Here is a 23181-nt window from a genome sequence, read left to right as displayed (position 1 = left end):
AATGTCCTACAGAGAAAGCGCAGCCTCTAACGGCTGGCGGGGAAAGCAGGTAAGCCGCGTATAGCGGGAACAGTTAATAATTTCGGTACCACCAGCGATAGCCAGCAGGCGGCTGAACTCATCATGCCAGCGCGCCACGCTGAATTTATCCGGATTAGCCAGCAACTGGTGGTTGCCGTGCCAGTGGGTGCCGTGCCGTATTGAGCAGTCGTACCCCAGAAGCAGAACACGGTGCGCGCCCAGATGGAGCGCCAGTTCAATGGCGCGTTGCCCGGAGTTGAAGGAACCAGGCAACGCGGAGGGAAAGCAGTTAATACCAAAGCGGCGGGCGGTAAACTCATCGCCGCACCATCTTTCAGCAGGTGAAGCGATCATGCGGTGGTTTTCTTCCCACCAGCAGCAATCTGCTGCATAGATAGCTGAACAGAATGGTGCGGAACGCCAGGAACTATTGACAGCAATAACAGGAATGTTAGCAATATGGAGCTTCTGGCAATCTTCAGGTGTGAGTGATGGGCCACTCGCTACACATGCCATGATTTTACTCAACATGAGGGGCCTACCTTGGCATGCTAGTACGACACAATAAAATTGCCTGAAAGTAATATTTTCTGACAAAAGCTCAACTTAAACTCAGGATTTTTGCCAAAATACACACTCTTTGAAAAGGAGATAATATGATAGAAGATCAACGTTCAAATATGACTGTAGAGCAACGGTTACACGCACTTGAAGGAACATGCGACAGGCTTCGCATCGAAGTGTGGGTTTTGCGTCAGATAGTGCAGCAGCAAGTCCATCTTATTAACAAAAAAGGGATTTTTGACTTTGATCAAGTGCTCAAGAAGTTAGCAGAAAGCATAGAGAAAAAAGAATCACTTACTAAAGAAGATAAAGATGTTATAGAAACCTATCTCCAATACCAAACCAAGAAGGACTAAGATGATGCTGGAGCCTAAGGCTCCAGCTCTTTAAACTCAGAAATAAGATTAATTTTGTTTCTGACAGTTCGTCTGCCACGCTTTGTTATGCGCCAGGATGTCGCGCTTCGTCTGCTTGTCCAGCACATCGATGTCGTGGTCGGTCAGGTAGAGAATTCGCGTCCACAGGCACCCTGTATCAACGACTACCGGGGCGGGTGAATTGTTCACGCAACTCACGATCAACGTCATCATCAGGCATACGCTTAACAGTTTCTTGCACATCACTGGCCTCTCTGGTTACTTCTGCCTGTCGCTCTGCTGCCGCCACCGTTGCCGCTGCGTTCTCTTCGGTGCGCTGCCTTTCGGCTTTGGCTTCCGCTTTACTGGTGCCGCGCGCATGGCCGAAACCAAAAGCACCAGCGATAGCGGCAATCACCGCTGCGGCCAGCCCGATAATCATCTCCAGCGTCATATAACCACCCGCTCCTTTACCCAGCCATAAACAAACGTCTCGTTCGCGCTGCGCTGTTCTGCCAGTTCGAGATAACGTTGACCCTGACTGCAATTCAGGGCGCGGAGCATAACCAGTTCGCCCTCTTTCCCGCGACGAGAAAGATAGCTTTTCAGCGCGCTGATAGTTCGCGGACCGATAAAGCCATCTGCAATCAGATCGGGATAAAGTGAGCCCTGAATGTTGAACACGTTCAGCCAGCGCTGAAACCATTTGGTCTGAACCGATGGGCCCATGTTTACGCCCGTGTCGCAGAGTTCGGCGGCGATGGCTGGTGACACCTCAGAAACAAGGTCGAAGCGTGGGCCCGTCCAGTAGTCAGCTGTCAGAATATCCAGCGCCTGCTGGCGGGTGAGGTTCCGCATATCTCCGGTGTACCCGTGGGCCCGAGCTACCGCTTGCGTAATTCCCCAGTTTGTTGGCCCGCCTTTATCGTCAGGATGATTAACGTAACCCCCTTCTTTACCGAGAATGGCGTCAAAAATTTCGTCTTTAGTCATTAGTGCCTCAGAGTATCTATGAGACGCGCCACGTTTCCCCGAGCCCATAGTACGGCGGCGCAGATGATCAAATTAACGATGACTACCATCCAGTGTGATTCCTGATAGAGACCGAACAGATACCGGAATGGGACGCTGGCATATACCAGCACTGTGAAGTAGGCCACCAGCGATATCAGAGGGCGATGTCTCGCGCCGCCACGCTGGTAGAACATCAGCGCAACCACAATCACCCCACAAATTAACGCATTAAAGAAAGCAGAAGGATCATTTAACATTGCCCCCTCCTCCGCGCAGACGCGAAAGCATACCGAACAGGCTATTTAGATCCTGACTGTTCAGAAACGTCAGTATCTTGATACACAGAGCAGAAAGGATAACGGCACCAAGAGCATCCAGCGGACGATCGCTGTAGCCTGTCCATGCAGCGAGTTTTGATCCCAACAAACCGGCACCGAGCACGCCAACGATGAAAGATGTAATAAAATATGCCCCCAAGCGACCGCGAGTAAGGTTTGCTGCCGTTGCAACGTAAAAAACCGCACCGCCAAACGCGCCAAACACGACACCAAAATCGGTATGAGTGAAAATTCCGTAAATTACGGACCCCACCAGCCCACCAAAGAGTGTCGCGCCAGTGCCAGTTACAGGATCGGACATTTAGCCCCCTCTATTGCTGTGAGTCCTCTCAGAATTGAGGGGAAATAAAAAAGGCCGCCCGGAGAGGCAGCCTATTTTGAAATAGTTTGTTTTAGATAAGACGTTGTTAGGTCGGTATTTTTCTTGGCTTGCCAAGGTGATAGGTGATGTAGGTCGTCTTACCACCATCATCCAATGGAATAACATCTTCACTAGTTCTGATTATCATCCACCCGTTAGAAAGAGCTTGATTCACCTCTTCAATTTTCTGAGTTGTTGCGACTCTCTCTATTTTTCCTAACACATTATCTTCACTGCTCATCAGAACCTCCTTTATTAAAGGGGGCATGATATCAAAACAACTTATTTACTGATGTGATAAGCATAAAAAAACCCGCGCTTGGGCGGGTTTAATGTCGTGCAGGCGTAATATCCCACGATTGGAAGGATACAGGACAGTTTTATGCAAAGTCAACCTTATCGTGCAAAAAATTGTCGGCATTTGTTCCAATCACATCAATAACTGGTTGCCTTCTCAAACTCTAACGCAGCGTGTCTCTCCCCCTTGTGCAACACATCCACCAGCATTTTATATAATGGCTTCCAGTTGCGGGACCACGACGACTGATGGAGGTTCGGTAGACGTCTGAGAATAGCGCGGTGAACGGTCGCAGAAGACACTCTCGAATACCCTTCACCACCACAACGCTCACAGATTTTGAATACCGGCGCCCCATGCTCTTTCGTAGCCTTGCGATCGAGCACCTCCCCTTTGCCACCGCAGCGACACCGGGCGCTTATCGTTCCCTTACCTTCACAAACTTCACAGACAGCCGGGACACTCTCCGTGACCTCGTTCCATTGCTCCCAGTCTGACGGACGAACAGCGCGGGACTTGCTGGCCCAGTATGGAGCTTTACCCCACGGGTAAGATACCTTGCGGATTGTCCGGGTCACCGTTACACGCCCGGAACCATTGCAACTGTGACATGTCGCGCTGGTGGCCGCAGAACGGGAATACTCAGAAAATGCAAACTGCGCCAGTACCTGCATGCACCAGCCGAACTCAGTCCCTGCGGCCTTTCTGACATTCTTCGGAGCCGTCGCCATCGCGTGACGCGCCAGTGCCTGAACCGCCAGTTGTTCATCCGTCTTGCTGATCCCCGCTTTGCCGAAGAAAGCAGCCAGGCCGAATCGTGCGCGGCTGCTGGTGGTGCCGATGGCCGCCATAACATCAGTGCCGGTGATCCGATCCGGTGATGTGCCTTTCACACCGTCGCTGATGTGCATCCCCTGAGGGCTGAAATGTTTTAAGGATGATTCCAATTTCATTGGATGGTATCTCCCTTCTCTGCTGTACCGAACCAGCCAGGATGTGCCCAGCCAACATCCATCACCTTTTCACCATTCCCCCACAGTGACAGCGCACGCATCGCAACGTAGTGCATAAAGATTTTTTCATGCTCACGCCATTCATCTTCGGGAGTTCCTTCAACAAATTCCGCTATAGCATCAGCAATGAGCCCAAAACATTCCGGAAAATCACTGTGTCCTGTCGCTATTTCACAAGCCGCTTCCTGAAGTTCCTCAAAACGCTTTTTGGTGAATAAATACGACATTTCGCGAATAAGACGATCCATTGCTGACTCCTTAGGCTTTTGCATAACGTCGAGGTTGTGATTTTTGCTGTGGTGCTGATTTCCGCCTGGCTTCTTCCTGGTCTACCGGGAGAAAATGTCCGTTATAAAAACGACGGTACACGGTCCCAAGAACGCCGTTACGCTGTTTGGTGATATTGATTTCCGCGATCCCCCTTGCTGGTGACTCAGGGTTATATACCTCGTCACGGTAAAGCATCATGATGATGTCGGCATCAGCCTCTATTTCGCCTGAGTTCTTAAGGTCGGAGTTCATTGGGCGTTTGTTCGGTCGGGACTCCACGCCTCGCGAAAGCTGGCTCAATGCGATTACGGGAGTCTGGTTTGCCTTAGCCAGATTTTTTAACCCCTTTGAAATTTCACCTACAGCGAGGTCATAACGTGCCGTACTCTGGATCTTAATGAGTAAGAGGTAATCAATGACCACCAGGGAAATTTCCGGGTGGGCAATCTGGTGACTGGTGGCGACCTGCTGGATTTGCTCAACCGTCAGATTGGTAGCGTCCACCATCCAGATCGGGCGTCCGGTAAGACGACCAACACCGGTTGATAACCGCGCCCAGTCCTCATCGTCAAACTTCGCCGCAGCCTTGAGTCGGGAAACTGACATACCACCGGCGGCAGATACCATTCGTTCACCAATCTGAATGCTGGCCATCTCCATGGTGAAGAACAATACACCACGCCCCTGCTCCGATACCTTGTCGATAATATCAAGCGCCAGTTCGGTTTTACCCATTGATGGCCGGGCAGCGATAAACACCAGATCCGTGGGTTCAATACCGCCTGTTTTCTCGTCCAGCTCTTCAATGCCAGTGAGCAGGCTTTTTGCTGTCTCCAGCCCCTGATGCCGGGCATCAACACGATCAACGACAGCAGGCAGGATTTCATCAATATGAACTGGCTGTACGGTGTTTGCGGAAAGGGAGATAGTCGCGATGCTGGCCTGTGCAGATTTCAGCGCTTCAACTGCACTCTCACCATTGGCCGCTGCCCGGATTCCTGCAAGGGCATTTTCAATCACCACTTCCGCATCGCGTACAGCTGCGTTACGTTCCAGCACAGAAACGTAGGAAACCAGCGCTGATTTCGCCCAGGCTATTTGCCCTGACGCCATAATAACCGCACTCTGCTCCGGCATGCTCTCGCAAAGCAGAAGAGGATCAATAACCCCCGTTCCACGCACCTGACGGCATATGCCGGAATAAATTTCACGGTACTGCCGCACATAAAAAACGCTTGCTGGCAGGCGGGAAATGATTTCAAGAACCTCATGATCAGCACCGCGCAGAAAAATAGCGCCAATTACCGCACCTTCCAGATCATCGTTTCTCCATACTGGCGTCATTTAGACCACCCGTCTTTGCCACGGAAGCTTTCCCAGTTGAATGCCAGCCGGTTGTGTCCACCGTTTGTCACGCGGTCAACGATGCGCTCACCAATGGAATCCTTAAGCTGCTCAAAGGTCAGATTGCTAATCAGGATGGTGGGCAGCACACTTTCATAGCGAGCGTTGACGATCTCCTGCAAGATAGCCAGCTCTGAGGCGCTGCCGAACTGAACTCCGACCTCATCAATAATCAGCAGATCCAGCGACGCAAAGTGGTCCAGCACACTGTCTTCTGTCGTCTCAGAGTTATGGCGCCAGGTGCTTTTTACGGCACGCATAACGCGCATCACATCGGTAATTTCAACCCGGGCGAGGTGGTTGCGGATGAGGTTTTTTGTCATAGCAACAGCCAGGTGATTTTTCCCGGTTCCGCATTTTCCGACCATCAGCAGGCCCAGTCCTGCATCAAAGCAGCGTTCCCAGTTGTCAACATAGCCCCGGCACGCAGAGAGGTTTTTCGCCGCATCCTGATTTACAGTCTGGTAGTTATCGAACTCACAATCCTCGAAGCGGCGGGCAATACCAGCGCGATCCAGCAATTCAGTAACGCGCAGTGTACGCAGTTTTGCGTCAACCTCCGCAAGTTCATCCCGCAGACATTCCGGACACTGTGAGTGTTTAAAATTATCACCGCCGCGAAAATCTTTTCCTACCAGAGTGAAACGCTCAAATTCGCCATGTTTTTCGCAGGTAGTGGTCTTGGTTTTCCCTGAGTCCCAGCCGCCATATCCCCACGGAAGTTTATGCTCCAGTGCGAAATTTAATTCTTCGTTCAGGCGCTCCTGTCTTGCCTTCAGGTCAGCGCGATCTTTCTGCTGATTCAACAAATTTAACATTTTAATTATCCCCGCTTTACCACTGACAACCCGATTCGCCATAGTCCTGCTCGCTGAAGCCGGATACAGGGAGCGCATTGCGACGCCCACCTCCGGGAGCGGACGGAGTCTGCCAGGACTCTTCGAAGTGGCGATCGGGGCCGAAGAACGTTGCAGCCTGCTTGACGTACTGTGTGCCGGTATTACCGGTCGCCAGGCAGTAAGCCGCATAGCGCTTAACGCCTGCCAGCATGGCTTCAGGGGTAACCCCGTCTTTCAGGCGGGCTTTCCACGCCTTGAATGCTGCCGACTTGGGATTTCCACCAGCGCGCTTAGGGTATGCCTGCCACACTGTTTCAAACTCCGTTGAATAATCCTGTTTTACAGAGCGAGTTGGTGCAGGCGCGCCAGCAGATGCGCCAATATCTTGCGATTCATGTTTTGAATTTACTTGTGGATCATGTTTTAAACCTTGTGGATCTGGGGTCAGATTCTGACGGGTCAAAACGCCATTTTTGTCAGAATCTGACGGGTGAAAACCGTATGGACGTCCAGAATCTGACGGGTCAGAATTTGAAGGTTCAGAATCTGACGGGTGAAAGCTGGTTGCTCTGCGTTGCTGTTTCATTGCTGAAACTTTATCCCGTTCAGCGCGTGCCAGCGCCTCAAGGCGTTCGGCATTCAGGTAGTAAAGATTGGACGTATTACGATTTCCTTTGCGACGTGATTCACGACGTAACCAGCCAGCAGACTCAAGTTCTGCAACCGCTGTCCTGACCGTGCTCTCTCCCAGCCCCAGTTGGCGACAGATTGTTTCCACCCCAGGATAACTAACACCATCATCATTCGAGTAGTCAGCCAGGCGAGCCATAATCATTAGCTTCGCGCCCTTAACGTCATGCGCAGCGCATGCGTCCCAGACGTTGCCCAAAATTTTGCTACTCATGCTGCACCTGCTAATTCTTTGTCGTGGGTAAATTCCCCGTTCCAGCTCTTTTTCATCGGCAGAGCACCTTTGAGATACTGGCGATAAATCCACACCGCTCCTTTGCGGAGTAAGACAGGGGTATATGTGTCGAAACTGTCAAAATCATCATGCTCGACAAGGTGGCGGCGTTCGGTCAGATAAAGATCGCGCGCATAAGCCTTTACGCGCCACGCCGGACGCCTGGACTCAGGACGATCGTCATAAAGCCAGTTGTGTTCTTCAAGAAAGGCCGTCACCTGCTGCACATTGACGCCGTTGAGACGCTTACAAAACTGCGTAGGGGTCATCCCCGGGCTGAAAAGATTTTCCAGATGCTGGATGTACCTTGCCTGGCGTTCTGCGTATCCAATTGCTCGCCGTGCCGCCTCTCGTTCATCGGCCCACGCACGAGCAGCTGCAACCTCATCGGAAAAATCAGGAAGATTATTAGACGGGATAAGATTGTATGATCCCGTCATTCGGATAGATGGCAGCACATCGGAAGTGACCCAGCGCTTGAAGCGTTTAGCCTGTTTTTTGCGGCTTTTAAGAATGAGCGTGTAAAGCCCGGATTCATTAACCAACATTGGTTTACGACCCGAACCCGAATACTGTTCGTGTTCACACTTATCCTCTTCATCTACCGACAAAAGCGCTTTGTTGGTATCGCTCAGGCCCAACGCCTCACACACATCAACAGCGAAAAACCACGGAGAGCGATCAATCTGCACAGTACGAACCGAAGCCAGCAGATCACCAGCATCAGACTTAAAGTCGAACGTTTTAATGGTGGCATTCATATTTGAGCTTCCCATTGTTCGCGTGTGACATGTCACACCTCTGAGGATGGGTGCGGAAAAGTATCAGGAAGATCCGGACGAATCTGATAAGCTTTAACTTCGCCGTTGGTAGCTTTCACAATGGACATGACATGGTCGGCCTTTACACGACTACCATTAAGCCAACGGAATACAGCGGGTTGAGTAACGCCACAGGCCCTAGCTAATGCGGCTTGCCCACCAAGAATATCGATTGCTCTTTTTACATGTTGGTTGGTCATGGAAATACCAAAAGTTATTAAACACAAAGCAAGATTATAACCTTGAATAAGATTATGCAATAACTTATCGTATTTGCCGTGTAATAACTTTTTGTATAGGCTTACTCTTATGAACACATTCTCAGATCGTATTAAAAAAGCGATGGCTGACGCCGGCCTAACTCAGGCTGAATTGGCTACGATGGTTGGGGTCTCGCAGCCAGCTATCTGGCGCCTAGCCTCCGGGAAAACCAACTCATCACGTAAGTTGGTTGAGATCGCTCAAGTTCTGGGCGTTAGCCCCGAATGGCTTTCGACTGGTAAAGATCACACCCCTCATAAACAGGGGTACGTGATTGAGAATATGAATGATAAAGAGCTGCGGGCTAACTCCGATGTATTCAGGGTTGAAGTACTTGATCTTTCTGTAAGTGCAGGGCCTGGCACATTTATGCTTTCTGAATTTGTTGAAGTTTTACATGCCATAGAATACACGACAGAACACGCCAAATCCCTTTTTGGGAATCGTAGTGAAGATGTCGTAAAAGTAATGACTGTAAATGGCGATAGCATGGCCAATACCTTCAATTCAGGAGATCGCGTTTTCGTTGACATTTCGGTCCGTCACTTCCTCACTGACGGAGTGTATGTGTTCGTTTTTGGTAAAACATTCCACCTTAAGCGCCTCCAGATGCAGGGAAACAGACTTGCCGTCTTATCCGACAACCCCGCTTATGAAAAATGGTATATCACGGAAGAGAGCCAAGACGAGCTATATGTGATGGGCAAAGCAATCATGCACGAATCAATAAATTACAACAGGCTTTAATACTCTGAATAACCTACCTCTCCCCATGTGAAGCCGCTTAAATGCGGCTTTTTCATGCGCGTCAGTCGGTAAAATAGGCCCATAAAATAAAATTTATACTAAAAAAATCAATGTATTAAACTAAAATGCAAAATAAAAATAAGTTTTGTTATTGCAATAAGTTATTGCATGACTTACAGTTCACTCATCGGCAAAACAACGGAGCCAATGAGATGACAACTTCATACCCCCCCTTATTAAGCAATGCAAAAAAGAAAGTCGATAGCATCGTCTGTCTATTAATTGCACTAGAGCATTGTGGATCATCACTGGATGAAACGGTTCTTGAGGGGGCTATTTCAGGAGTTAGAATGCTAGCTTCCGATGCATATTGCAATATGGATTCGGCAGAGAAATATATTAACTCGTCTAAAGCAAAGGAGGTGAGCAATGAAAACTCCAATTAACATGCTTGAAAGTATTGCCGCTGACATCGTTGAAAACACCTCGTTACTTGAGGTTATTTATCGCATCAATGAATTACCACCAGAAGCAGATCATGAAATCGCATGTTTAATCAGATCAATGCAGAAAACGAATGAAACTGCATGTGGGTATATTGAACAACTCAGCGGTCAAGGCGGTGAATAATGAGCACATGTTTATTAGGAGCCAGAAACCGAATCAAACAAGCAGAAGCAGTTCTGAATCAATGGGCGGAAAACCCGAGAGATGATTATGAGCGCACATTGATTATGGCAGTAATGACCCTGCTTGAAGGTGTTGGGGATTCAATTCAGCAAGCAGAAACCAAACTCGAACCGAGCAAGCAGTAAATTCGCGAAAACATATATTACACCTTAACAGGTGGGGAATCGCTCACCCCAAGGAAATGAAGATGGATATTATCGTCAGAAATGAAGCTGTAAAGACCAAGGTTCATTCCGTTATCCAGGATGATGATCTTCTTTATATAAATAAAGCAAGTAAAACAGCAGAGTGTGCTAATAAATATGCGCATGAACTTCGTGCGGAGTTTATCGAGTTACTGATGCCAGCAATCACACGCACTGATGTGAAGGTGGCCGGGCGATTCACCTCGTTACTGAATGAGCTTTGTTTCATGACCAAAATGACGATGGAGAATACATCCAAAGGGGGGCAATAATGAAATTTCTGAAAGATAAAGCAGCACATAAAACAGCAACATTACTTGCCCGCTATGGCAATGGCTACCTGCATATTGCAAACCTTTTTCTGCGCAAAGCATATGGGCGGTAACAATGAAAACAAGCCTGATTGAAACTCGCCGCCGTCATCTTGTCCGGGCAAAACTCGATTCAATGATGCGGAGAACCGGAAGTTATTTCCAGATAGTTAAGCTGGAAGATGGTTCAAAATTACCCGTTGAACTTGACGAAGATATTTTGACGAAAGCGCTGATAAAACTTTTCGAAGCGATGATTTATGACATGCATAAACATGAGCAGGCAGAGGACTTAATTTCTGAACATTATTCAGCATGCGTGGGTATTAATAAATTAACACCCGATGGTGTGGATTTTATGAATGCTGTTATTGCAACGCTGGCGGAACAATCATTAAAAGCGGAGGAGTTAACTGATGATTAGTCAGAATACATTTTTACGCAATAGCGCTCCTACCCATTCTCGGTCGCTGACGGCTGATCTGCATGTTTCGCCGGATTTCTCCGGGCGAGTGCTGGTTTATGTGCGTAACGGTCTGGTTACAGTTCGACGCCTTGCTGATAACGAACATCTTTTGACGCTGACCGGATTTATCGAAATGGCCCGCCAGGCTGGCTGGGTTGTCACTCCATCTGAAGACGTAATGGAGGTCTGCGCCAGTGGCACTAACAGCAATCAGGATTCCTGAGCGCGTTCATTGCAGTGGGCTTTCATGACCTGAATACGGGAGTGTAATTCGTGAACAAATTCGAAATTGACCATTTTTTAGAATCTAAAATCTCGCGGAAAAAGAAGAAGAGACTTGTTTGCGGCATTGGGTGTTTTGATGTTGATTTCCCGTGTGGAATCTGGATAGACGGTAAATGCCATCATCACAGCGCGTACGACGTCTGGCGTCACATGATTCAACGTTGCTACAAACCGAACACAGAGCAGGACGCGCGCACCTACGCCGGATGTATTGTGTGCGATGAGTGGCTTTATTTCAGTAATTTTCTGGCCTTCTGGAAAGCCCATTACCGTGAAGGCTGCGCACTGGACAAAGATTTATTACATCCCGGTAATAAAATTTATTCACCAGAGCATTGTGTATTCATTCCGCAAGCACTGAACGGCTTTGGCGCTGACCACGCCAGAACACGCAGTGAATTACCGCAGGGTGTGAGCCGGCACAAGCTACGTAGTAAGTTTCGGGCGAAAATCCGCATAAAAGGGAAAACCAAACATCTCGGGTTGTTCGACAGCGTACAGGAAGCACATACAGCATGGCATGCAGCAAAGATGCAACAGGCTCGTGACTGGAAGTCAGTCTGCGATGAAATCCATCCAGACCTGCACGCCGGGTTGATGCAAAAAGTAGCAGGGGAAATAAAACGATGATCGACAACAGAACCGCCAGCACCATTGACCAGGCACTACAAAAACACGACACGCCAGCTGGCTCGCTGTTCGTGGCAGTACGCCACGGACGTATTAAAAAATGCTTCACGCGAGATACGGCGATCCGCTATCTGGCTTTCTTCATGACCACCGAGGCTTTTGAGCGTTCAGGTTTTCCGCAGCGTCACCCTCGGGTGCGTATTGATCGCGACGACAGAGAAGTATGGCGAGACGGAGAAACAAAGGCCGAATATCTTGCCGCCCACCAGCGTTGTGTCCGCCGTCTGCGTCGCATCCTGGCGCGTAAGCGAGAAATGCAGAAGTGGTGCGCAAAGTGGGACGCCATGCATGTCCGCTTTGTGAAAGAGCGCGAAGAACTTCAGTCCAGCAAACCAGCAGAGGTACGCAATGGATCGCACAACATTTAATCCCGAACCTACGTCAACCGGCATTCGGTTTGGAAATCGCGTGATTGGATGTTCCGCAGCTATTCGCCAGCTCGACAACGGTCACTATGACAAAAGCATTGCGGAAGGGCTGGAACTGCTGGCCTGCATTATGGAAGCAGTGGAAAGCAACTGGATCACACTCAACATCGATAAACAAATCATTGTCTGGCGCTGGCTGCTCGCCGCGGTATTCATAACTGAGGAGCGGGAGAAGAACGGGACGATCGACGTTCCGAACGACGAAGGCGGCGTTGATACAGCCGTTATCTATTCCGGCAAGCACGGTGCAATCAGCGTTTACCCTGGGCCGTTACGTTTTTCTCTCGCCAACCACGTAGAAGGTATCGCGATTGAGAAATACGGCGTGGAGAAGGGTTCAAAGATGGCTCTTCGCATGTACCAGAACATGGTGATTGCAGATCCCGGAGACGGATTCAGGATGTCACCCTTTGGGCGAGAGGGACTTGAGATGCTTCACGATGACTACATCGGAATGATTAAAACCAGCGGCATACCAGAAATGCCAGTTATGCACTGAGGGGAAATATTAATGTTTATCTATACCGATTTACTCCGCGCAGCCCTGTGCTGCGTCGCCAGCAAGAAAGAAGAACGCAAATACCTACGGGGTGTTCACATAACCCCAACCCACATTCAGGCAACTAATGGTATTGCGGCCGTTTCCATGGAACATGGTTCAAAGACCGATATTGATGCAGTTTTCATTCTCCACGGTGAAATACCGGCTACCGCTGAAGGAACTGTATTCCAACAAATTGACAGCCAGTGGATCGCCGCACACATGGACGACAGCAGGCGACCTGTCGGCCATAACGAACTTGAACTGGTTGGGGGTAATTTTCCTGACCTGAGTAAGCTGCTGCCGACAGATGTTGAACCGTGTGATGAGTTTCCGCCGTTCTCAGCAGAGCTTCTGGCTCTGCCCTATCGTATGTTTGGCGCTGAATTTAGCTCGATGCCCGTTAAATTAAATTTCTTCGGGCCCGAAAAACCATGTCAGATCCTGCTCAACGTCGCAGTTAACAGTTTCTACGGTGATCCGCTTCTTGTGATTATGCCAATGAAATCGACGGTCTTTGAACTACATCGCGAGGCGATAGAACGATGAGCGAATCAACAACACAGGACTGGCGGATCAGACTGCTGGCGTCACTATGCCGTAAAAGCGGAACAATCAACAGTAATGATCTGGCTGACCTTCTCGATAGGCTTCAGTTGGATGACGCTGCTGGCAAAACGTTGACCATCACCCTTCCTGATACCAGTTCGAAGGCATTCTGGAGCGGCAGCGGCAAGACGGAAGTATTCCACCCAGAAACCTATAAACGCTGGGTGAAGGAATCAATCGAGCGCTATTGCGCCATCGCCGGGATCGAAGTGAGGGTGAAGTGATGGTCGAATCCAACATGTTCGAGCTGGTAGAACTCATTAAAGCCGCCAAGTGCGATCCGTCTGCAATGACAGATGCGATCTGGGAGGCAGGTTACCGTCAGCCGAAACGCTCCGCCGAACAGGCAGCGCAAATTACCATCGATACTTTTTTCTACTGTGAGAGCTTCAGTATGCCTACGGAATTCTGGCCGCGCAATTATGACAGCGTTCTCCAGAATGAACTGATGAAAGCAGTTATTGGTGAGGATGGAGAGCTGGCCTACGCTACCGCCAGCGAAATTGCCAAAAGCGTTATCAACGCTGGATTCAGCAAGGAGGCCAACAATGGGTGAAATGGTCGATTTGGATGATGAACTGGTGCGCTCAGTTGTGACCGTTAACGATGGCCGGGACTACACCGACCGCATCATCTGGAAAATGTGCTCCCGGCGCAACATGCGCAACGGAGTGTCTACGCCATTACCACCAGCCCTCAGGTTGCCGCGGTACACGTAGAAGCGAAAAAGAAACCACGGAAACGGGGTTATCGGGTGGTACAGAAAGCGATCGGGGCTGTGTAACGATGAACAGAGAATCCGAAATGTGGGTCCGCCAGCGGTATGGCTGCCGGTATGACCTAACGCGGGATTGTGACGGTTTTTACTGCCGTGAAGTGGTTAAACGAATGTTTGAAACGTGGTGCCACTGCCGTGGCCTGAATGTGGCGTGAGGTGGGTATGAGCGATGTCATTCTTCTGGCCCCTAATGAGTGGGTTACAGAAAAGGTTCTGATAGCAGTTACCGGGCTAAAACCCGGAACGGTTCTCCGGGCCCGCAAGGAATCCTGGATGCTCGGACGAGAATACAAGCACATAGCGCCCGACGGCAGCCCGAAGCCAACGAGCGAGTGCATGTACTGCATCCCTGAGATAAACCGTTGGATCAAAAGCCAGCCGAATCCAGCAGTCGATCTTTGACTTAAATCTTTGAGGATGTAATCTGATGAAGCTCTTGGACGCAGGAGGATTTATGGCTAAACCGGCCTATCCAACCGGCGTTGAAAACCACGGAGGTAAACTCCGGATCTGCTTCCACTATAAAGGGAAGCGTGTACGTGAAAATCTGGGGGTGCCTGACACCCCTAAAAATCGCAAAATTGCAGGTGAGTTACGGGCTTCTGTCTGCTTTTTAATTAAGACTGGTAGCTTCAACTATGCGGAACGGTTTCCTGATTCGCCAAATCTGAAGCAGTTCGGCGTGGTGAATAAAGACATCACTATCGCTGAACTGGCGGACAAATGGCTTGGCCTTAAGGAAATGGAAATATCGAGAAACACGATGATCCGCTATGAGTCGATCGTAAAAACGAGTGTTTCTTTGCTTGGAGGGCGGGTTCTTGCTTCCGCTGTAACACAGGAAGACTTGCTCGTTTTCAGACGGGAACTGATGACAGGTCATCAGGTAGCGAGACCAAACCGTGAATTGACACCGAAGGGACGTAGTGTGGCGACAGTAAATGCTTATATGGGGATTGTCTGTGGAATGTTCCAGTTTGCAGCATGCAATGGCTACATTTCACAAAATCCGTTCAGTGGAATATCAACACTGAAGAGAGCAAAAGCTGAACCAGATCCGCTTTCACAGGACGAATTTACGCGACTCATTGACGCCTGCCACCACCAGCAGATCAAAAATCTCTGGTCCCTGGCTGTTTACACTGGCATGCGACATGGAGAATTGTGCGCGCTGGCGTGGGAAGACATCGATATTAAAGCGGGCACTTTGGTTGTCAGGAGAAATTACACTCAGGCTAAAGAGTTCACCCTGCCGAAAACCCAGGCAGGAACCGACAGGGTGATACATCTGATACAACCTGCGATTGATGCATTAAAAAACCAGGCATCACTCACAAGGCTGGGCAAACAACATAAAGTTGAGGTGAAGCTACGCGAATTTGGCCGGACAAGCGCACATTCATGTACCTTCGTATTCAACCCTCAGCTTACCACACGTTCAGGAAAGTCCGGAGCGCATTATGCTGCAACGTCACTAAACAGGATATGGGAATCAGCGATGAGACGAGCCGGTTTACGATACAGAAAAGCGTATCAGTCCCGGCACACTTATGCCTGCTGGTCACTCGCCGCTGGAGCCAATCCTAATTTTATTGCCGCACAGATGGGACATGCAAATGCTCAGATGGTCTATACAGTATATGGTGCATGGATGGCCGACAATAACCAGTCACAGGTTGATATACTGAATCAGAGGCTGGCAGCCACTGCCCCAAAGGTGCCCCAAAAGGGGTTGGCAGCAAGTTTAGTTTAGAAATAACAATACGTTAACCGGTTATACAATCATAGAAAAGATATAATTGATTATCGTAGATCGCTTTTTGGCAGATCGCTTATAAGGAAATCACTATGCGCTACAGCAAACTCTCTCTGCTCGTCCCTTGCGCACTGCTGCTCAGTGCCTGCACAACCGTCACTCCTGCTTATAAAGACAATGGCCCGCGCAGCGGGTCGTGCATAGAAGGCGGGCCGGACAGCGTGGCTCAACAATTTTATGACTACCGCATTCAAAACCGTACTAACGACATTACCGCCCTTCGCCCTTACTTAAGCGACAACCTGGCAAAACTGCTCTCTGACGCCAGCCGTGATGGCAAACACCGCCAGTTGATGAGCAGCGACCCGTTCTCCAGCCGCACCACCTTCCCGGATAGCGCCAGCGTAGCCAGCGCGTCCACCATTCCTAATCGCGACGCCCGCAACATCCCGCTGCGCGTGGAGCTGAAGCAAGGCGACCAGACCTGGCGCGACGAAGTGCTGATGATCCATGAGGGTCAGTGCTGGGTTATTGATGATGTGCGTTATCTTGGCGGCAGCGTCCACGCGCCAGCCGGTACGCTGCGCCAGTCCGTCGAAAACCGCTGATCACCCGACAAAACGTCGATAAATCATAAGCCCCACAAATTGTCTGGCATTCTGCATAGAATGCCGACAATTATTCTTGCCGCCTACCGCCCCCGCTATTTTGTGCTATGTTTAGTGAAGAATGCGGTTTGCATTTAACTTTTAACGCATAAATATTGCATAACTATTCTGTCAAAGGTACTATCTGCGGCCTCAACATACACAAAATCATTCATGATGCGTCGAGGCGGCAAGTGACTGGAGTGACAAATCTGTCAGGAACAGATTTGAACGTCGCGAGCAACGGTCCGTAAGGGCGAGTCTCAGGGTGAGACGAGTCACTCAGCAGCCAACAAAGAGGCAGCATGAAGGATGACGTGTACAGTTATCAGACTGCCAGCATACGAGAATCAATGAGTATTCAATTAAACGGCATTAATTGCTTCTACGGCGCGCATCAGGCGCTGTTCGATATCACGCTGGATTGCCCTCAGGGCGAAACGCTGGTGTTACTTGGCCCAAGCGGAGCGGGTAAAAGCTCGCTGCTGCGTGTACTCAATCTGCTTGAGATGCCGCGCTCCGGCACGCTCACTATCGCAGGAAATCATTTCGACTTCACGAAAACACCTTCCGATAAGGCGATTCGTGAATTGCGCCAGAACGTAGGCATGGTTTTTCAGCAATACAATCTCTGGCCGCATCTCACGGTACAACAAAACCTGATTGAAGCGCCCTGCCGCGTGCTGGGTCTGTCAAAAGACCAGGCGCTGGCGCGTGCCGAGAAGCTGCTGGAACGTCTGCGTCTGAAACCTTACAGCGATCGCTATCCTCTGCATCTTTCCGGCGGTCAGCAACAGCGTGTGGCTATCGCCCGTGCGTTAATGATGGAGCCGCAGGTGCTGCTGTTTGACGAGCCAACCGCCGCACTGGACCCGGAAATCACCGCGCAAATCGTCAGTATTATTCGTGAACTGGCGGAAACCAAAATTACCCAGGTGATCGTCACTCACGAAGTAGAAGTGGCGCGTAAAACCGCCAGCCGAGTGATCTATATGGAAAACGGTCACATCGTCGAGCAAGGGGATGCGAGCTGCTTTGCGAACCCGCAGACCGATGCATTTAAAAACTATTTATCTCACTAAGATTCGGGACAATGACAATGAAAAAAGTTCTGATTGCCGCGCTAATTGCAGGCTTTAGCCTTTCCGCTACAGCAGCTCAAACCATCCGTTTCGCCACGGAAGCATCCTACCCTCCGTTCGAATCTATGGATGCCAGTAACAAAATCGTCGGCTTTGACGTCGATCTGGCCAATGCGCTGTGTAAAGAGATTGACGCGACCTGCACCTTTACCAACCAGGCGTTTGACAGCCTGATCCCAAGCCTGAAGTTCCGTCGTTTCGACGCGGTAATGGCCGGTATGGACATCACGCCTGAGCGTGAAAAGCAGGTTCTGTTCACCACGCCTTACTATGACAACTCCGCGCTGTTCATCGGTCAGCAGGGTAAATACACCAGCATCGACCAGTTGAAAGGCAAAAAGGTGGGCGTACAGAATGGCACTACCCACCAGAAGTTCATCATGGATAAGCACCCGGAAATCACCACCGTGCCTTATGACAGCTACCAGAACGCGAAGCTGGATCTGCAAAATGGTCGTATTGACGGCGTGTTCGGCGATACCGCCGTGGTCACTGAATGGCTGAAAGATAATCCGAAGCTGGCGCCGGTTGGCGATAAAGTGACCGACAAAGATTACTTCGGCACCGGCCTCGGTATCGCGGTACGCCAGGGCAACACGGAACTACAGCAGAAATTCAACACTGCGCTGGAAAAAGTGAAGCAAGATGGCACGTACGAAACCATCTACAACAAATGGTTCCAGAAGTAAGACTTGATGAACGAATTTTTTCCTTTAGCAAGCGCCGCCGGGATGACCGTCGGCCTTGCCGTTTGTGCGCTGATCATCGGCCTCGTCCTCGCTATGATTTTTGCCGTCTGGGAGTCCGTAAAATGGCGCCCGATAGCCTGGACAGGTTCCGCAGTGGTCACGATTCTGCGCGGCCTGCCGGAAATTCTGGTGGTGCTGTTTATCTATTTCGGTTCCTCTCAGCTTCTGCTGATGCTGTCTGATGGCTTCACCATCAACCTGGGGTTTGTGCAAATCCCGTTGCAGATGCAGATTGAAGACTTCGACGTCAGTCCGTTCCTGTGCGGTGTCATCGCGCTGTCGCTGCTGTATGCGGCATACGCGTCGCAAACGCTGCGCGGCGCGCTGAAAGCGGTTCCGTCTGGACAGTGGGAATCCGGTCAGGCGTTGGGCTTATCGAAAACCGCGATTTTCTTCCGCCTGGTGATGCCGCAAATGTGGCGTCATGCGCTGCCAGGGCTGGGCAACCAGTGGCTGGTATTGCTGAAAGATACCGCGCTGGTCAGCCTTATCAGCGTGAACGATCTGATGCTGCAAACAAAAAGCATCGCCACGCGCACTCAGGAGCCGTTCACCTGGTACATTGTGGCTGCGGCTATCTATCTGGTGATTACGCTGGTGAGTCAGTACATTCTCAAACGCATTGACCTGCGCGCGACACGTTTTGAGCGGAGACCAGGCTGATGTTTGAGTATTTACCTGAACTGATGAAAGGGCTGCACACCAGCCTGACGCTGACGGTTGCGTCTATCATCGTCGCGCTGATCCTGGCGCTGATTTTCACCATCATTCTGACGCTAAAAACGCCGGTGCTGGTATGGCTGGTTCGCGGCTACATTACGCTGTTTACCGGTACGCCGCTGCTGGTGCAAATCTTCCTGATCTACTACGGCCCGGGGCAATTCCCGTCGTTACAGGATTACCCGGTACTCTGGCATCTGCTGTCCGAGCCGTGGCTATGCGCCTTACTTGCCCTGTCGCTCAACAGCGCGGCCTATACCACGCAGTTGTTCTATGGCGCGATCCGTGCGATCCCGGAAGGCCAGTGGCAGTCCTGCGGCGCGCTGGGGATGAGCAAAAAAGATACCCTGGCGATCCTGCTGCCGTACGCGTTTAAACGCGCCCTCTCCTCTTACTCCAATGAGGTGGTGCTGGTCTTCAAGAGTACGTCTCTGGCGTACACCATTACGCTGATGGAAGTGATGGGCCACGGCCAGCTGTTGTACGGTCGTACCTACGATGTGATGGTGTTTGGCGCGGCTGGCGTGATTTATCTGATCGTCAACGGTTTGCTAACCTTGCTGATGCGCCTCATCGAGCGTAAAGCGCTGGCGTTTGAGCGCAGGAATTAAGAACATCATATGTAGGCCTGATAAGATGCGTCAGCGTCGCCATCAGGCAATGGCGCAAGCGCCTTATCCAGCCTACAAAATTATCGACATAAATGCATAAAACGAAATCATAAAGGCGGACAAGCCACTAAGCTGTCCGTCTTTTTTTATAATAACAAAAATACTTAATCATTTTTATTGCATATAAATTCATTAAATGGCATTGTAAACCCATGCCGCAGACACGGTGAATAATCATAAGATTGACAGACGGGAGTTCCACCATGAAAAAGTTAGTTCTGGCCGCATTACTCGCTACTTTCGCCGCTGGCGCCTCAGCTGCCGATAAAATCAATTTCGGCGTTTCCGCTACTTACCCGCCGTTCGAATCACTGGATGCGAGCAATAAAATCGTCGGTTTCGATATCGATCTGGCGACTGCGTTATGCAAACAAATGCAGGCCGACTGTACTTTTACCAACCACGCGTTTGACAGCCTGATCCCGGCGCTGAAATTCAAAAAATATGACGCGGTTATCTCTGGTATGGATATTACCCCTGAGCGTAGCAAACAGGTGACGTTCACCAGCCCTTACTATGCCAACTCTGCGCTGGTGATTGCGAAAAAAGACAGCTATAAAACCTTTGCCGACCTGAAAGGGAAACGTATCGGCATGGAAAACGGCACCACGCACCAGAAATACCTGCAAGATAAGCATCCTGAAGTGAAAACCGTAGCTTATGACAGCTACCAGAATGCGATTATCGACCTGAAAAATGGCCGTATTGATGGCGTATTCGGCGATACCGCCGTGGTGAATGAGTGGCTGAAAACCAATCCGCAACTGGGCGCGGCAACAGAAAAAGTGACCGATCCGCAATACTTCGGCACCGGCCTTGGCATCGCTGTGCGCCCGGATAATAAAGCGCTGCTGGAAAAACTGAACACCGCGCTGGCGGCAATCAAAGCTGACGGCACTTATCAGAAAATCAGCGATCAGTGGTTCCCGCAGTAATCTTCCTTGCCGGATGGCGCTGCGCCATCCGGCAATTCTATAAGGGCACAAAGAACCTAAACCGCGCGCCACTCACTGAATCCATCAGCCTGATCCCACCGCCGTGCAGTTCCAGCATCCGTCTTACAATCAGCAGCCCTAACCCTCCGCGATCTTCCCGCGACGCCTGATGCCCCAGCACCGATGGTCGCTGGAACAGTTGTTCACGCAACGCTTCGTCGATACCTGGCCCGCTGTCGCTGACCTCTACCTGTAGCTGCGCCTCCTCCTGCCATACCTTCAGCCGGATAGTGCTCCCCTGCGGCGAATGGCGCACGGCGTTATCCAGCAGATTCGTCACTACCCGCTCTATCATCGAGACGTCAGCATTGATAAGCGGCAGGGAATGCGGCATATCGACCTGCAAATGCAACTGCCGGGTCTCTATCGTCAAATCGAATTTTTGCGCTACATCCTGAATCAGCTCACCAATAGCAAAGCGCTCCAGTTGCGGTTTAATGCTGCCATGCTCAAGCCGCGCCAGCTCGAAAAGCTGCTGCGACAGGTGCCGCACCTTGTGCCCCTGACGCAGCGCAGTAGCGAGATATTGCTGCGTTTCCTGCGGCGTCAGCGTAGCGGATTTAAGCGATAGCGTTTCCAGGTAGCCCAGCAATGACGTCAGCGGCGTGCGTAAGTCATGCGAGATATTGGCGATAAACTCCCGGCGCTGCCGGTCGCTGTCGGCCAGTTGATCCCACTGACCGGCGATTTTGCGCGCCAGCTCGATAAAAGTATTGCGCAGCACCGCAACTTCATCACTCACCGTGGTCTCCGGCTGCTGTGCCGCCAGCTGTTTGATGGCGGTAATGCTGTCCTGCTCCAGCCCGGCAACGTCCATCGTCAGGCGTTTTACCGGGCGCGTCACCCAGTACCAGATCAGTAACCCCGCCAGCAGGCCAAACAGCGCCACCCATAGCAGGGACCACAACACCGTACTCCAGAGTGCTTTATGCCAGGCCATTTCTGCCAGCGAATTTGACTCTTCGCCTTGCAGGATGATGTACAAATAGCCTTTAAGCTCACCATCCTGACGTAAAGGGGTAACGCTGAAAACCTTCTGACTCTGACTACGCGGATCGTCGCCATAGACGGGCATCGCTGCGCCGCTGAGAAACGTTTGCAATGGACTAATATCGATCTTTTGCCGCTGGATATGGCCCGGCGGCGCAGCATCGGCCAGCAGTTCGCCGTCAGAGGAGACGACATACAGCTCAACGCTCGGGTTAAAGGTCATCAGGCGGTCAAACAGCGGCTTCAGCACGCTGCGGTCAACCCTGCCCTGCGCATCCAGAATGGGTTCACGCTGCACAATCTGTTGCGCCAGCCCGCCGGACAGCCGCTGCACCATCGCGTTGCCGTACTGCATGCTGCTGTAGAGTTGCACCGCGCAGGCAACGGTAGCGCAGAGCATCAGCAGCAGAATAAACAGCAGCGTCAGCCGCTGGCTCAGGCTAAAGCGCCGCATCATGGTTCAGCTCCGCAAATTTGTAACCTTTGCCCCAGACGGTACGAATAATCTCCGGTTCAGCGGCATCTTTTTCAATCTTGATGCGCAGGCGATTAATGTGGGTGTTGACGGTGTGCTCATACCCTTCGTGCTGATAGCCCCAGACCTGTTCCAGCAGCGCCAGACGCGAAAAGACTTCGCCAGGATGACGGGCAAAGAAGTACAGCAGCTCAAATTCACGCGGCGTGAGGTCCACGTCCTGACCGTGCAAGCGCACCGTACGCGCCAGCGGATCAAGCGTCAGGCCATGAGCCTGAATATGCCCGGCAGTCTGTGCCTGCCCCATAGCCTGCTGACGGCGAAACAGCGCTTTGATGCGCGCGATCAGCTCCTGCACCGAGAAGGGTTTTGCCAGGTAATCATCTGCCCCGGTTTCCAGCCCGGTAATGCGGTCCGTTTCGCTGCTGCGGGCGCTGATGATAATCACCGGCAGGTAGCGGGTCATCTGACGGATGCGACGACAAATTTCCAGACCGTCAACGTTGGGGAGCATCAGGTCGAGGATCACGGCATCCCAGGGCTGGGTTTCAAGGCACTGTAACGCCTTGCCCCCATCCGGTTGGTGAGTAATGGCGTAGCCTTCGTCTTCTAAATTGAGGCGCAGGAGCGCCGCGATGTCGTGGTCATCTTCCACCAGCAGGATCTGCTTCATGGGTAAGCCTTCATTCTCTCAATGCCAATGACTTAAGCTTACCCGATTTCACAGGGGGGAAGAGTTCACATTTTGTTGAACTTTGTGCGGCCGTTGCGCCAGGCGGCTT

At 50.9% G+C, this 23181-nt stretch carries 37 protein-coding genes and 1 pseudogene; 22 read left to right on the top strand and 16 right to left on the bottom strand.

Annotated features, from left to right (window positions below; all coding sequences use genetic code 11):
* Positions 1 to 6 precede the first annotated feature (6 nt).
* Complete coding sequence (locus OGV82_RS08050) at positions 7 to 375, bottom strand: hypothetical protein (RefSeq protein ID WP_286462657.1); 369 nt, start codon at positions 373 to 375, stop codon at positions 7 to 9.
* Positions 376 to 677: 302 nt separating this feature from the next.
* On the opposite strand from OGV82_RS08050, the gene OGV82_RS08045 reads away from it, so the two are divergent.
* Positions 678 to 941: a hypothetical protein gene (locus OGV82_RS08045; RefSeq protein WP_286449778.1), complete on the top strand. Its 264-nt coding sequence runs from the start codon at positions 678 to 680 to the stop codon at positions 939 to 941.
* Positions 942 to 989: 48 nt separating this feature from the next.
* On the opposite strand, the gene OGV82_RS08040 is transcribed toward OGV82_RS08045, so the two are convergent.
* The 13 genes from OGV82_RS08040 to OGV82_RS07980 all read right to left on the bottom strand — a co-directional run bounded on the left by OGV82_RS08040 (position 990) and on the right by OGV82_RS07980 (position 8463).
* On the bottom strand, positions 990 to 1175 hold the full coding sequence (locus tag OGV82_RS08040; RefSeq protein WP_286449777.1) for a hypothetical protein: 186 nt from the start codon (positions 1173 to 1175) through the stop codon (positions 990 to 992).
* Positions 1120 to 1395: a hypothetical protein gene (locus OGV82_RS08035; protein ID WP_286449776.1), complete on the bottom strand. Its 276-nt coding sequence runs from the start codon at positions 1393 to 1395 to the stop codon at positions 1120 to 1122. Before OGV82_RS08035 ends, OGV82_RS08040 begins: the two co-directional genes overlap by 56 nt.
* Positions 1392 to 1934: a glycoside hydrolase family 108 protein gene (locus tag OGV82_RS08030; protein WP_219936309.1), complete on the bottom strand. Its 543-nt coding sequence runs from the start codon at positions 1932 to 1934 to the stop codon at positions 1392 to 1394. The genes OGV82_RS08035 and OGV82_RS08030 overlap by 4 nt, the downstream gene beginning before the upstream one ends.
* Entirely contained in the window at positions 1934 to 2212 is a 279-nt protein-coding gene (locus OGV82_RS08025) for a phage holin family protein (protein ID WP_286449775.1), read from the bottom strand. Before OGV82_RS08025 ends, OGV82_RS08030 begins: the two co-directional genes overlap by 1 nt.
* Positions 2202 to 2594: a phage holin family protein gene (locus tag OGV82_RS08020; RefSeq protein WP_286462656.1), complete on the bottom strand. Its 393-nt coding sequence runs from the start codon at positions 2592 to 2594 to the stop codon at positions 2202 to 2204. Before OGV82_RS08020 ends, OGV82_RS08025 begins: the two co-directional genes overlap by 11 nt.
* A 106-nt stretch (positions 2595 to 2700) precedes the next feature.
* A complete protein-coding gene (locus OGV82_RS08015; protein ID WP_286449773.1) occupies positions 2701 to 2895 on the bottom strand; it encodes a hypothetical protein in 195 nt (64 codons plus the stop codon).
* Positions 2896 to 3089: 194 nt separating this feature from the next.
* The gene (locus OGV82_RS08010) at positions 3090 to 3905 is read right to left on the bottom strand and encodes an antitermination protein Q (RefSeq protein ID WP_286449772.1); all 816 of its coding nucleotides are present in this window, start codon (positions 3903 to 3905) and stop codon (positions 3090 to 3092) included.
* A complete protein-coding gene (locus tag OGV82_RS08005; protein ID WP_190286969.1) occupies positions 3902 to 4213 on the bottom strand; it encodes a hypothetical protein in 312 nt (103 codons plus the stop codon). Before OGV82_RS08005 ends, OGV82_RS08010 begins: the two co-directional genes overlap by 4 nt.
* A 10-nt stretch (positions 4214 to 4223) precedes the next feature.
* On the bottom strand, positions 4224 to 5579 hold the full coding sequence (locus OGV82_RS08000; RefSeq protein ID WP_286449770.1) for a replicative DNA helicase: 1356 nt from the start codon (positions 5577 to 5579) through the stop codon (positions 4224 to 4226).
* On the bottom strand, positions 5576 to 6457 hold the full coding sequence (locus OGV82_RS07995; protein WP_286449769.1) for an ATP-binding protein: 882 nt from the start codon (positions 6455 to 6457) through the stop codon (positions 5576 to 5578). The genes OGV82_RS08000 and OGV82_RS07995 overlap by 4 nt, the downstream gene beginning before the upstream one ends.
* 16 nt (positions 6458 to 6473) lie before the next feature.
* Positions 6474 to 7382, bottom strand: coding sequence for a helix-turn-helix domain-containing protein (locus OGV82_RS07990; protein WP_286449768.1), 909 nt, complete (start codon positions 7380 to 7382; stop codon positions 6474 to 6476).
* The gene (locus tag OGV82_RS07985; RefSeq protein ID WP_058668890.1) at positions 7379 to 8203 is read right to left on the bottom strand and encodes a BRO-N domain-containing protein; all 825 of its coding nucleotides are present in this window, start codon (positions 8201 to 8203) and stop codon (positions 7379 to 7381) included. The genes OGV82_RS07990 and OGV82_RS07985 overlap by 4 nt, the downstream gene beginning before the upstream one ends.
* Before the next feature lie 32 nt (positions 8204 to 8235).
* The gene (locus OGV82_RS07980) at positions 8236 to 8463 is read right to left on the bottom strand and encodes a helix-turn-helix domain-containing protein (RefSeq protein WP_072274353.1); all 228 of its coding nucleotides are present in this window, start codon (positions 8461 to 8463) and stop codon (positions 8236 to 8238) included.
* Positions 8464 to 8572: 109 nt separating this feature from the next.
* On the opposite strand from OGV82_RS07980, the gene OGV82_RS07975 reads away from it, so the two are divergent.
* The 21 genes and pseudogenes from OGV82_RS07975 to artJ all read left to right on the top strand — a co-directional run bounded on the left by OGV82_RS07975 (position 8573) and on the right by artJ (position 20874).
* The gene (locus OGV82_RS07975) at positions 8573 to 9271 is read left to right on the top strand and encodes an XRE family transcriptional regulator (protein ID WP_058668888.1); all 699 of its coding nucleotides are present in this window, start codon (positions 8573 to 8575) and stop codon (positions 9269 to 9271) included.
* Between the two features lie 212 nt (positions 9272 to 9483).
* Positions 9484 to 9717, top strand: a complete 234-nt coding sequence (locus tag OGV82_RS07970) for a hypothetical protein (protein ID WP_244370273.1) — start codon at positions 9484 to 9486, stop codon at positions 9715 to 9717.
* Positions 9701 to 9901: a hypothetical protein gene (locus OGV82_RS07965; protein ID WP_286462655.1), complete on the top strand. Its 201-nt coding sequence runs from the start codon at positions 9701 to 9703 to the stop codon at positions 9899 to 9901. Before OGV82_RS07970 ends, OGV82_RS07965 begins: the two co-directional genes overlap by 17 nt.
* Positions 9901 to 10086, top strand: a complete 186-nt coding sequence (locus OGV82_RS07960) for a hypothetical protein (RefSeq protein ID WP_286449766.1) — start codon at positions 9901 to 9903, stop codon at positions 10084 to 10086. The genes OGV82_RS07965 and OGV82_RS07960 overlap by 1 nt, the downstream gene beginning before the upstream one ends.
* Before the next feature lie 62 nt (positions 10087 to 10148).
* The gene (locus OGV82_RS07955; RefSeq protein ID WP_058668882.1) at positions 10149 to 10418 is read left to right on the top strand and encodes a hypothetical protein; all 270 of its coding nucleotides are present in this window, start codon (positions 10149 to 10151) and stop codon (positions 10416 to 10418) included.
* Between the two features lie 115 nt (positions 10419 to 10533).
* Positions 10534 to 10881: a hypothetical protein gene (locus OGV82_RS07950; RefSeq protein ID WP_058668880.1), complete on the top strand. Its 348-nt coding sequence runs from the start codon at positions 10534 to 10536 to the stop codon at positions 10879 to 10881.
* A complete protein-coding gene (locus OGV82_RS07945) occupies positions 10874 to 11146 on the top strand; it encodes a hypothetical protein (protein WP_058668878.1) in 273 nt (90 codons plus the stop codon). The genes OGV82_RS07950 and OGV82_RS07945 overlap by 8 nt, the downstream gene beginning before the upstream one ends.
* Before the next feature lie 50 nt (positions 11147 to 11196).
* The gene (locus OGV82_RS07940; RefSeq protein ID WP_286462654.1) at positions 11197 to 11838 is read left to right on the top strand and encodes a hypothetical protein; all 642 of its coding nucleotides are present in this window, start codon (positions 11197 to 11199) and stop codon (positions 11836 to 11838) included.
* Positions 11835 to 12266 carry a hypothetical protein gene (locus tag OGV82_RS07935; protein WP_286462653.1) on the top strand — a complete coding sequence of 144 codons (432 nt, stop codon included), beginning with the start codon at positions 11835 to 11837 and terminating at the stop codon, positions 12264 to 12266. The genes OGV82_RS07940 and OGV82_RS07935 overlap by 4 nt, the downstream gene beginning before the upstream one ends.
* Positions 12247 to 12825 (top strand): hypothetical protein, encoded by a 579-nt coding sequence (locus OGV82_RS07930; RefSeq protein WP_502873743.1) that lies wholly within the window; start codon positions 12247 to 12249, stop codon positions 12823 to 12825. Before OGV82_RS07935 ends, OGV82_RS07930 begins: the two co-directional genes overlap by 20 nt.
* Before the next feature lie 12 nt (positions 12826 to 12837).
* The gene (locus tag OGV82_RS07925) at positions 12838 to 13416 is read left to right on the top strand and encodes a hypothetical protein (RefSeq protein WP_190286962.1); all 579 of its coding nucleotides are present in this window, start codon (positions 12838 to 12840) and stop codon (positions 13414 to 13416) included.
* Between the two features lie 119 nt (positions 13417 to 13535).
* Positions 13536 to 13700, top strand: a pseudogene (locus OGV82_RS07920) (ATPase); the annotation flags it as partial.
* Entirely contained in the window at positions 13700 to 14032 is a 333-nt protein-coding gene (locus OGV82_RS07915; protein WP_286449764.1) for a hypothetical protein, read from the top strand. The pseudogene OGV82_RS07920 and the gene OGV82_RS07915, both read left to right, overlap by 1 nt.
* A gap of 384 nt (positions 14033 to 14416) precedes the next feature.
* Entirely contained in the window at positions 14417 to 14656 is a 240-nt protein-coding gene (locus OGV82_RS07910) for an excisionase family protein (RefSeq protein WP_199972553.1), read from the top strand.
* Between the two features lie 52 nt (positions 14657 to 14708).
* Positions 14709 to 16007, top strand: a complete 1299-nt coding sequence (locus OGV82_RS07905; protein ID WP_502873160.1) for a site-specific integrase — start codon at positions 14709 to 14711, stop codon at positions 16005 to 16007.
* A gap of 95 nt (positions 16008 to 16102) precedes the next feature.
* Positions 16103 to 16618, top strand: a complete 516-nt coding sequence (locus tag OGV82_RS07900; RefSeq protein ID WP_047457878.1) for a lipoprotein — start codon at positions 16103 to 16105, stop codon at positions 16616 to 16618.
* A 392-nt stretch (positions 16619 to 17010) separates the two neighbouring features.
* Positions 17011 to 17739, top strand: a complete 729-nt coding sequence (gene artP / locus OGV82_RS07895) for an arginine ABC transporter ATP-binding protein ArtP (protein WP_024130493.1) — start codon at positions 17011 to 17013, stop codon at positions 17737 to 17739.
* Between the two features lie 17 nt (positions 17740 to 17756).
* A complete protein-coding gene (artI, locus tag OGV82_RS07890; RefSeq protein ID WP_024130494.1) occupies positions 17757 to 18488 on the top strand; it encodes an arginine ABC transporter substrate-binding protein ArtI in 732 nt (243 codons plus the stop codon).
* 6 nt (positions 18489 to 18494) lie between these two features.
* Complete coding sequence (gene artQ / locus OGV82_RS07885) at positions 18495 to 19211, top strand: arginine ABC transporter permease ArtQ (RefSeq protein ID WP_012133091.1); 717 nt, start codon at positions 18495 to 18497, stop codon at positions 19209 to 19211.
* Positions 19211 to 19879 (top strand): arginine ABC transporter permease ArtM, encoded by a 669-nt coding sequence (gene artM / locus OGV82_RS07880; protein WP_012133092.1) that lies wholly within the window; start codon positions 19211 to 19213, stop codon positions 19877 to 19879. The genes artQ and artM overlap by 1 nt, the downstream gene beginning before the upstream one ends.
* Before the next feature lie 263 nt (positions 19880 to 20142).
* A complete protein-coding gene (gene artJ / locus OGV82_RS07875) occupies positions 20143 to 20874 on the top strand; it encodes an arginine ABC transporter substrate-binding protein ArtJ (RefSeq protein WP_012133094.1) in 732 nt (243 codons plus the stop codon).
* A gap of 37 nt (positions 20875 to 20911) precedes the next feature.
* Here the strand turns inward: artJ and OGV82_RS07870 are convergent, their stop codons facing one another.
* Both OGV82_RS07870 and OGV82_RS07865 read right to left on the bottom strand, forming a co-directional pair.
* Positions 20912 to 22381: a sensor histidine kinase gene (locus OGV82_RS07870; protein WP_047457881.1), complete on the bottom strand. Its 1470-nt coding sequence runs from the start codon at positions 22379 to 22381 to the stop codon at positions 20912 to 20914.
* Complete coding sequence (locus tag OGV82_RS07865) at positions 22365 to 23072, bottom strand: response regulator transcription factor (RefSeq protein ID WP_047457883.1); 708 nt, start codon at positions 23070 to 23072, stop codon at positions 22365 to 22367. The genes OGV82_RS07870 and OGV82_RS07865 overlap by 17 nt, the downstream gene beginning before the upstream one ends.
* Positions 23073 to 23181 lie beyond the last annotated feature (109 nt).

The organism is Citrobacter sp. CK191 (assembly GCF_030333435.1).
In the GTDB taxonomy this organism is placed as follows: domain Bacteria; phylum Pseudomonadota; class Gammaproteobacteria; order Enterobacterales; family Enterobacteriaceae; genus Citrobacter_B; species Citrobacter_B koseri.
The sequence above is the reverse complement of the archived record's forward strand: the minus strand, read 5'-3'. Positions and strand labels throughout refer to the sequence as shown.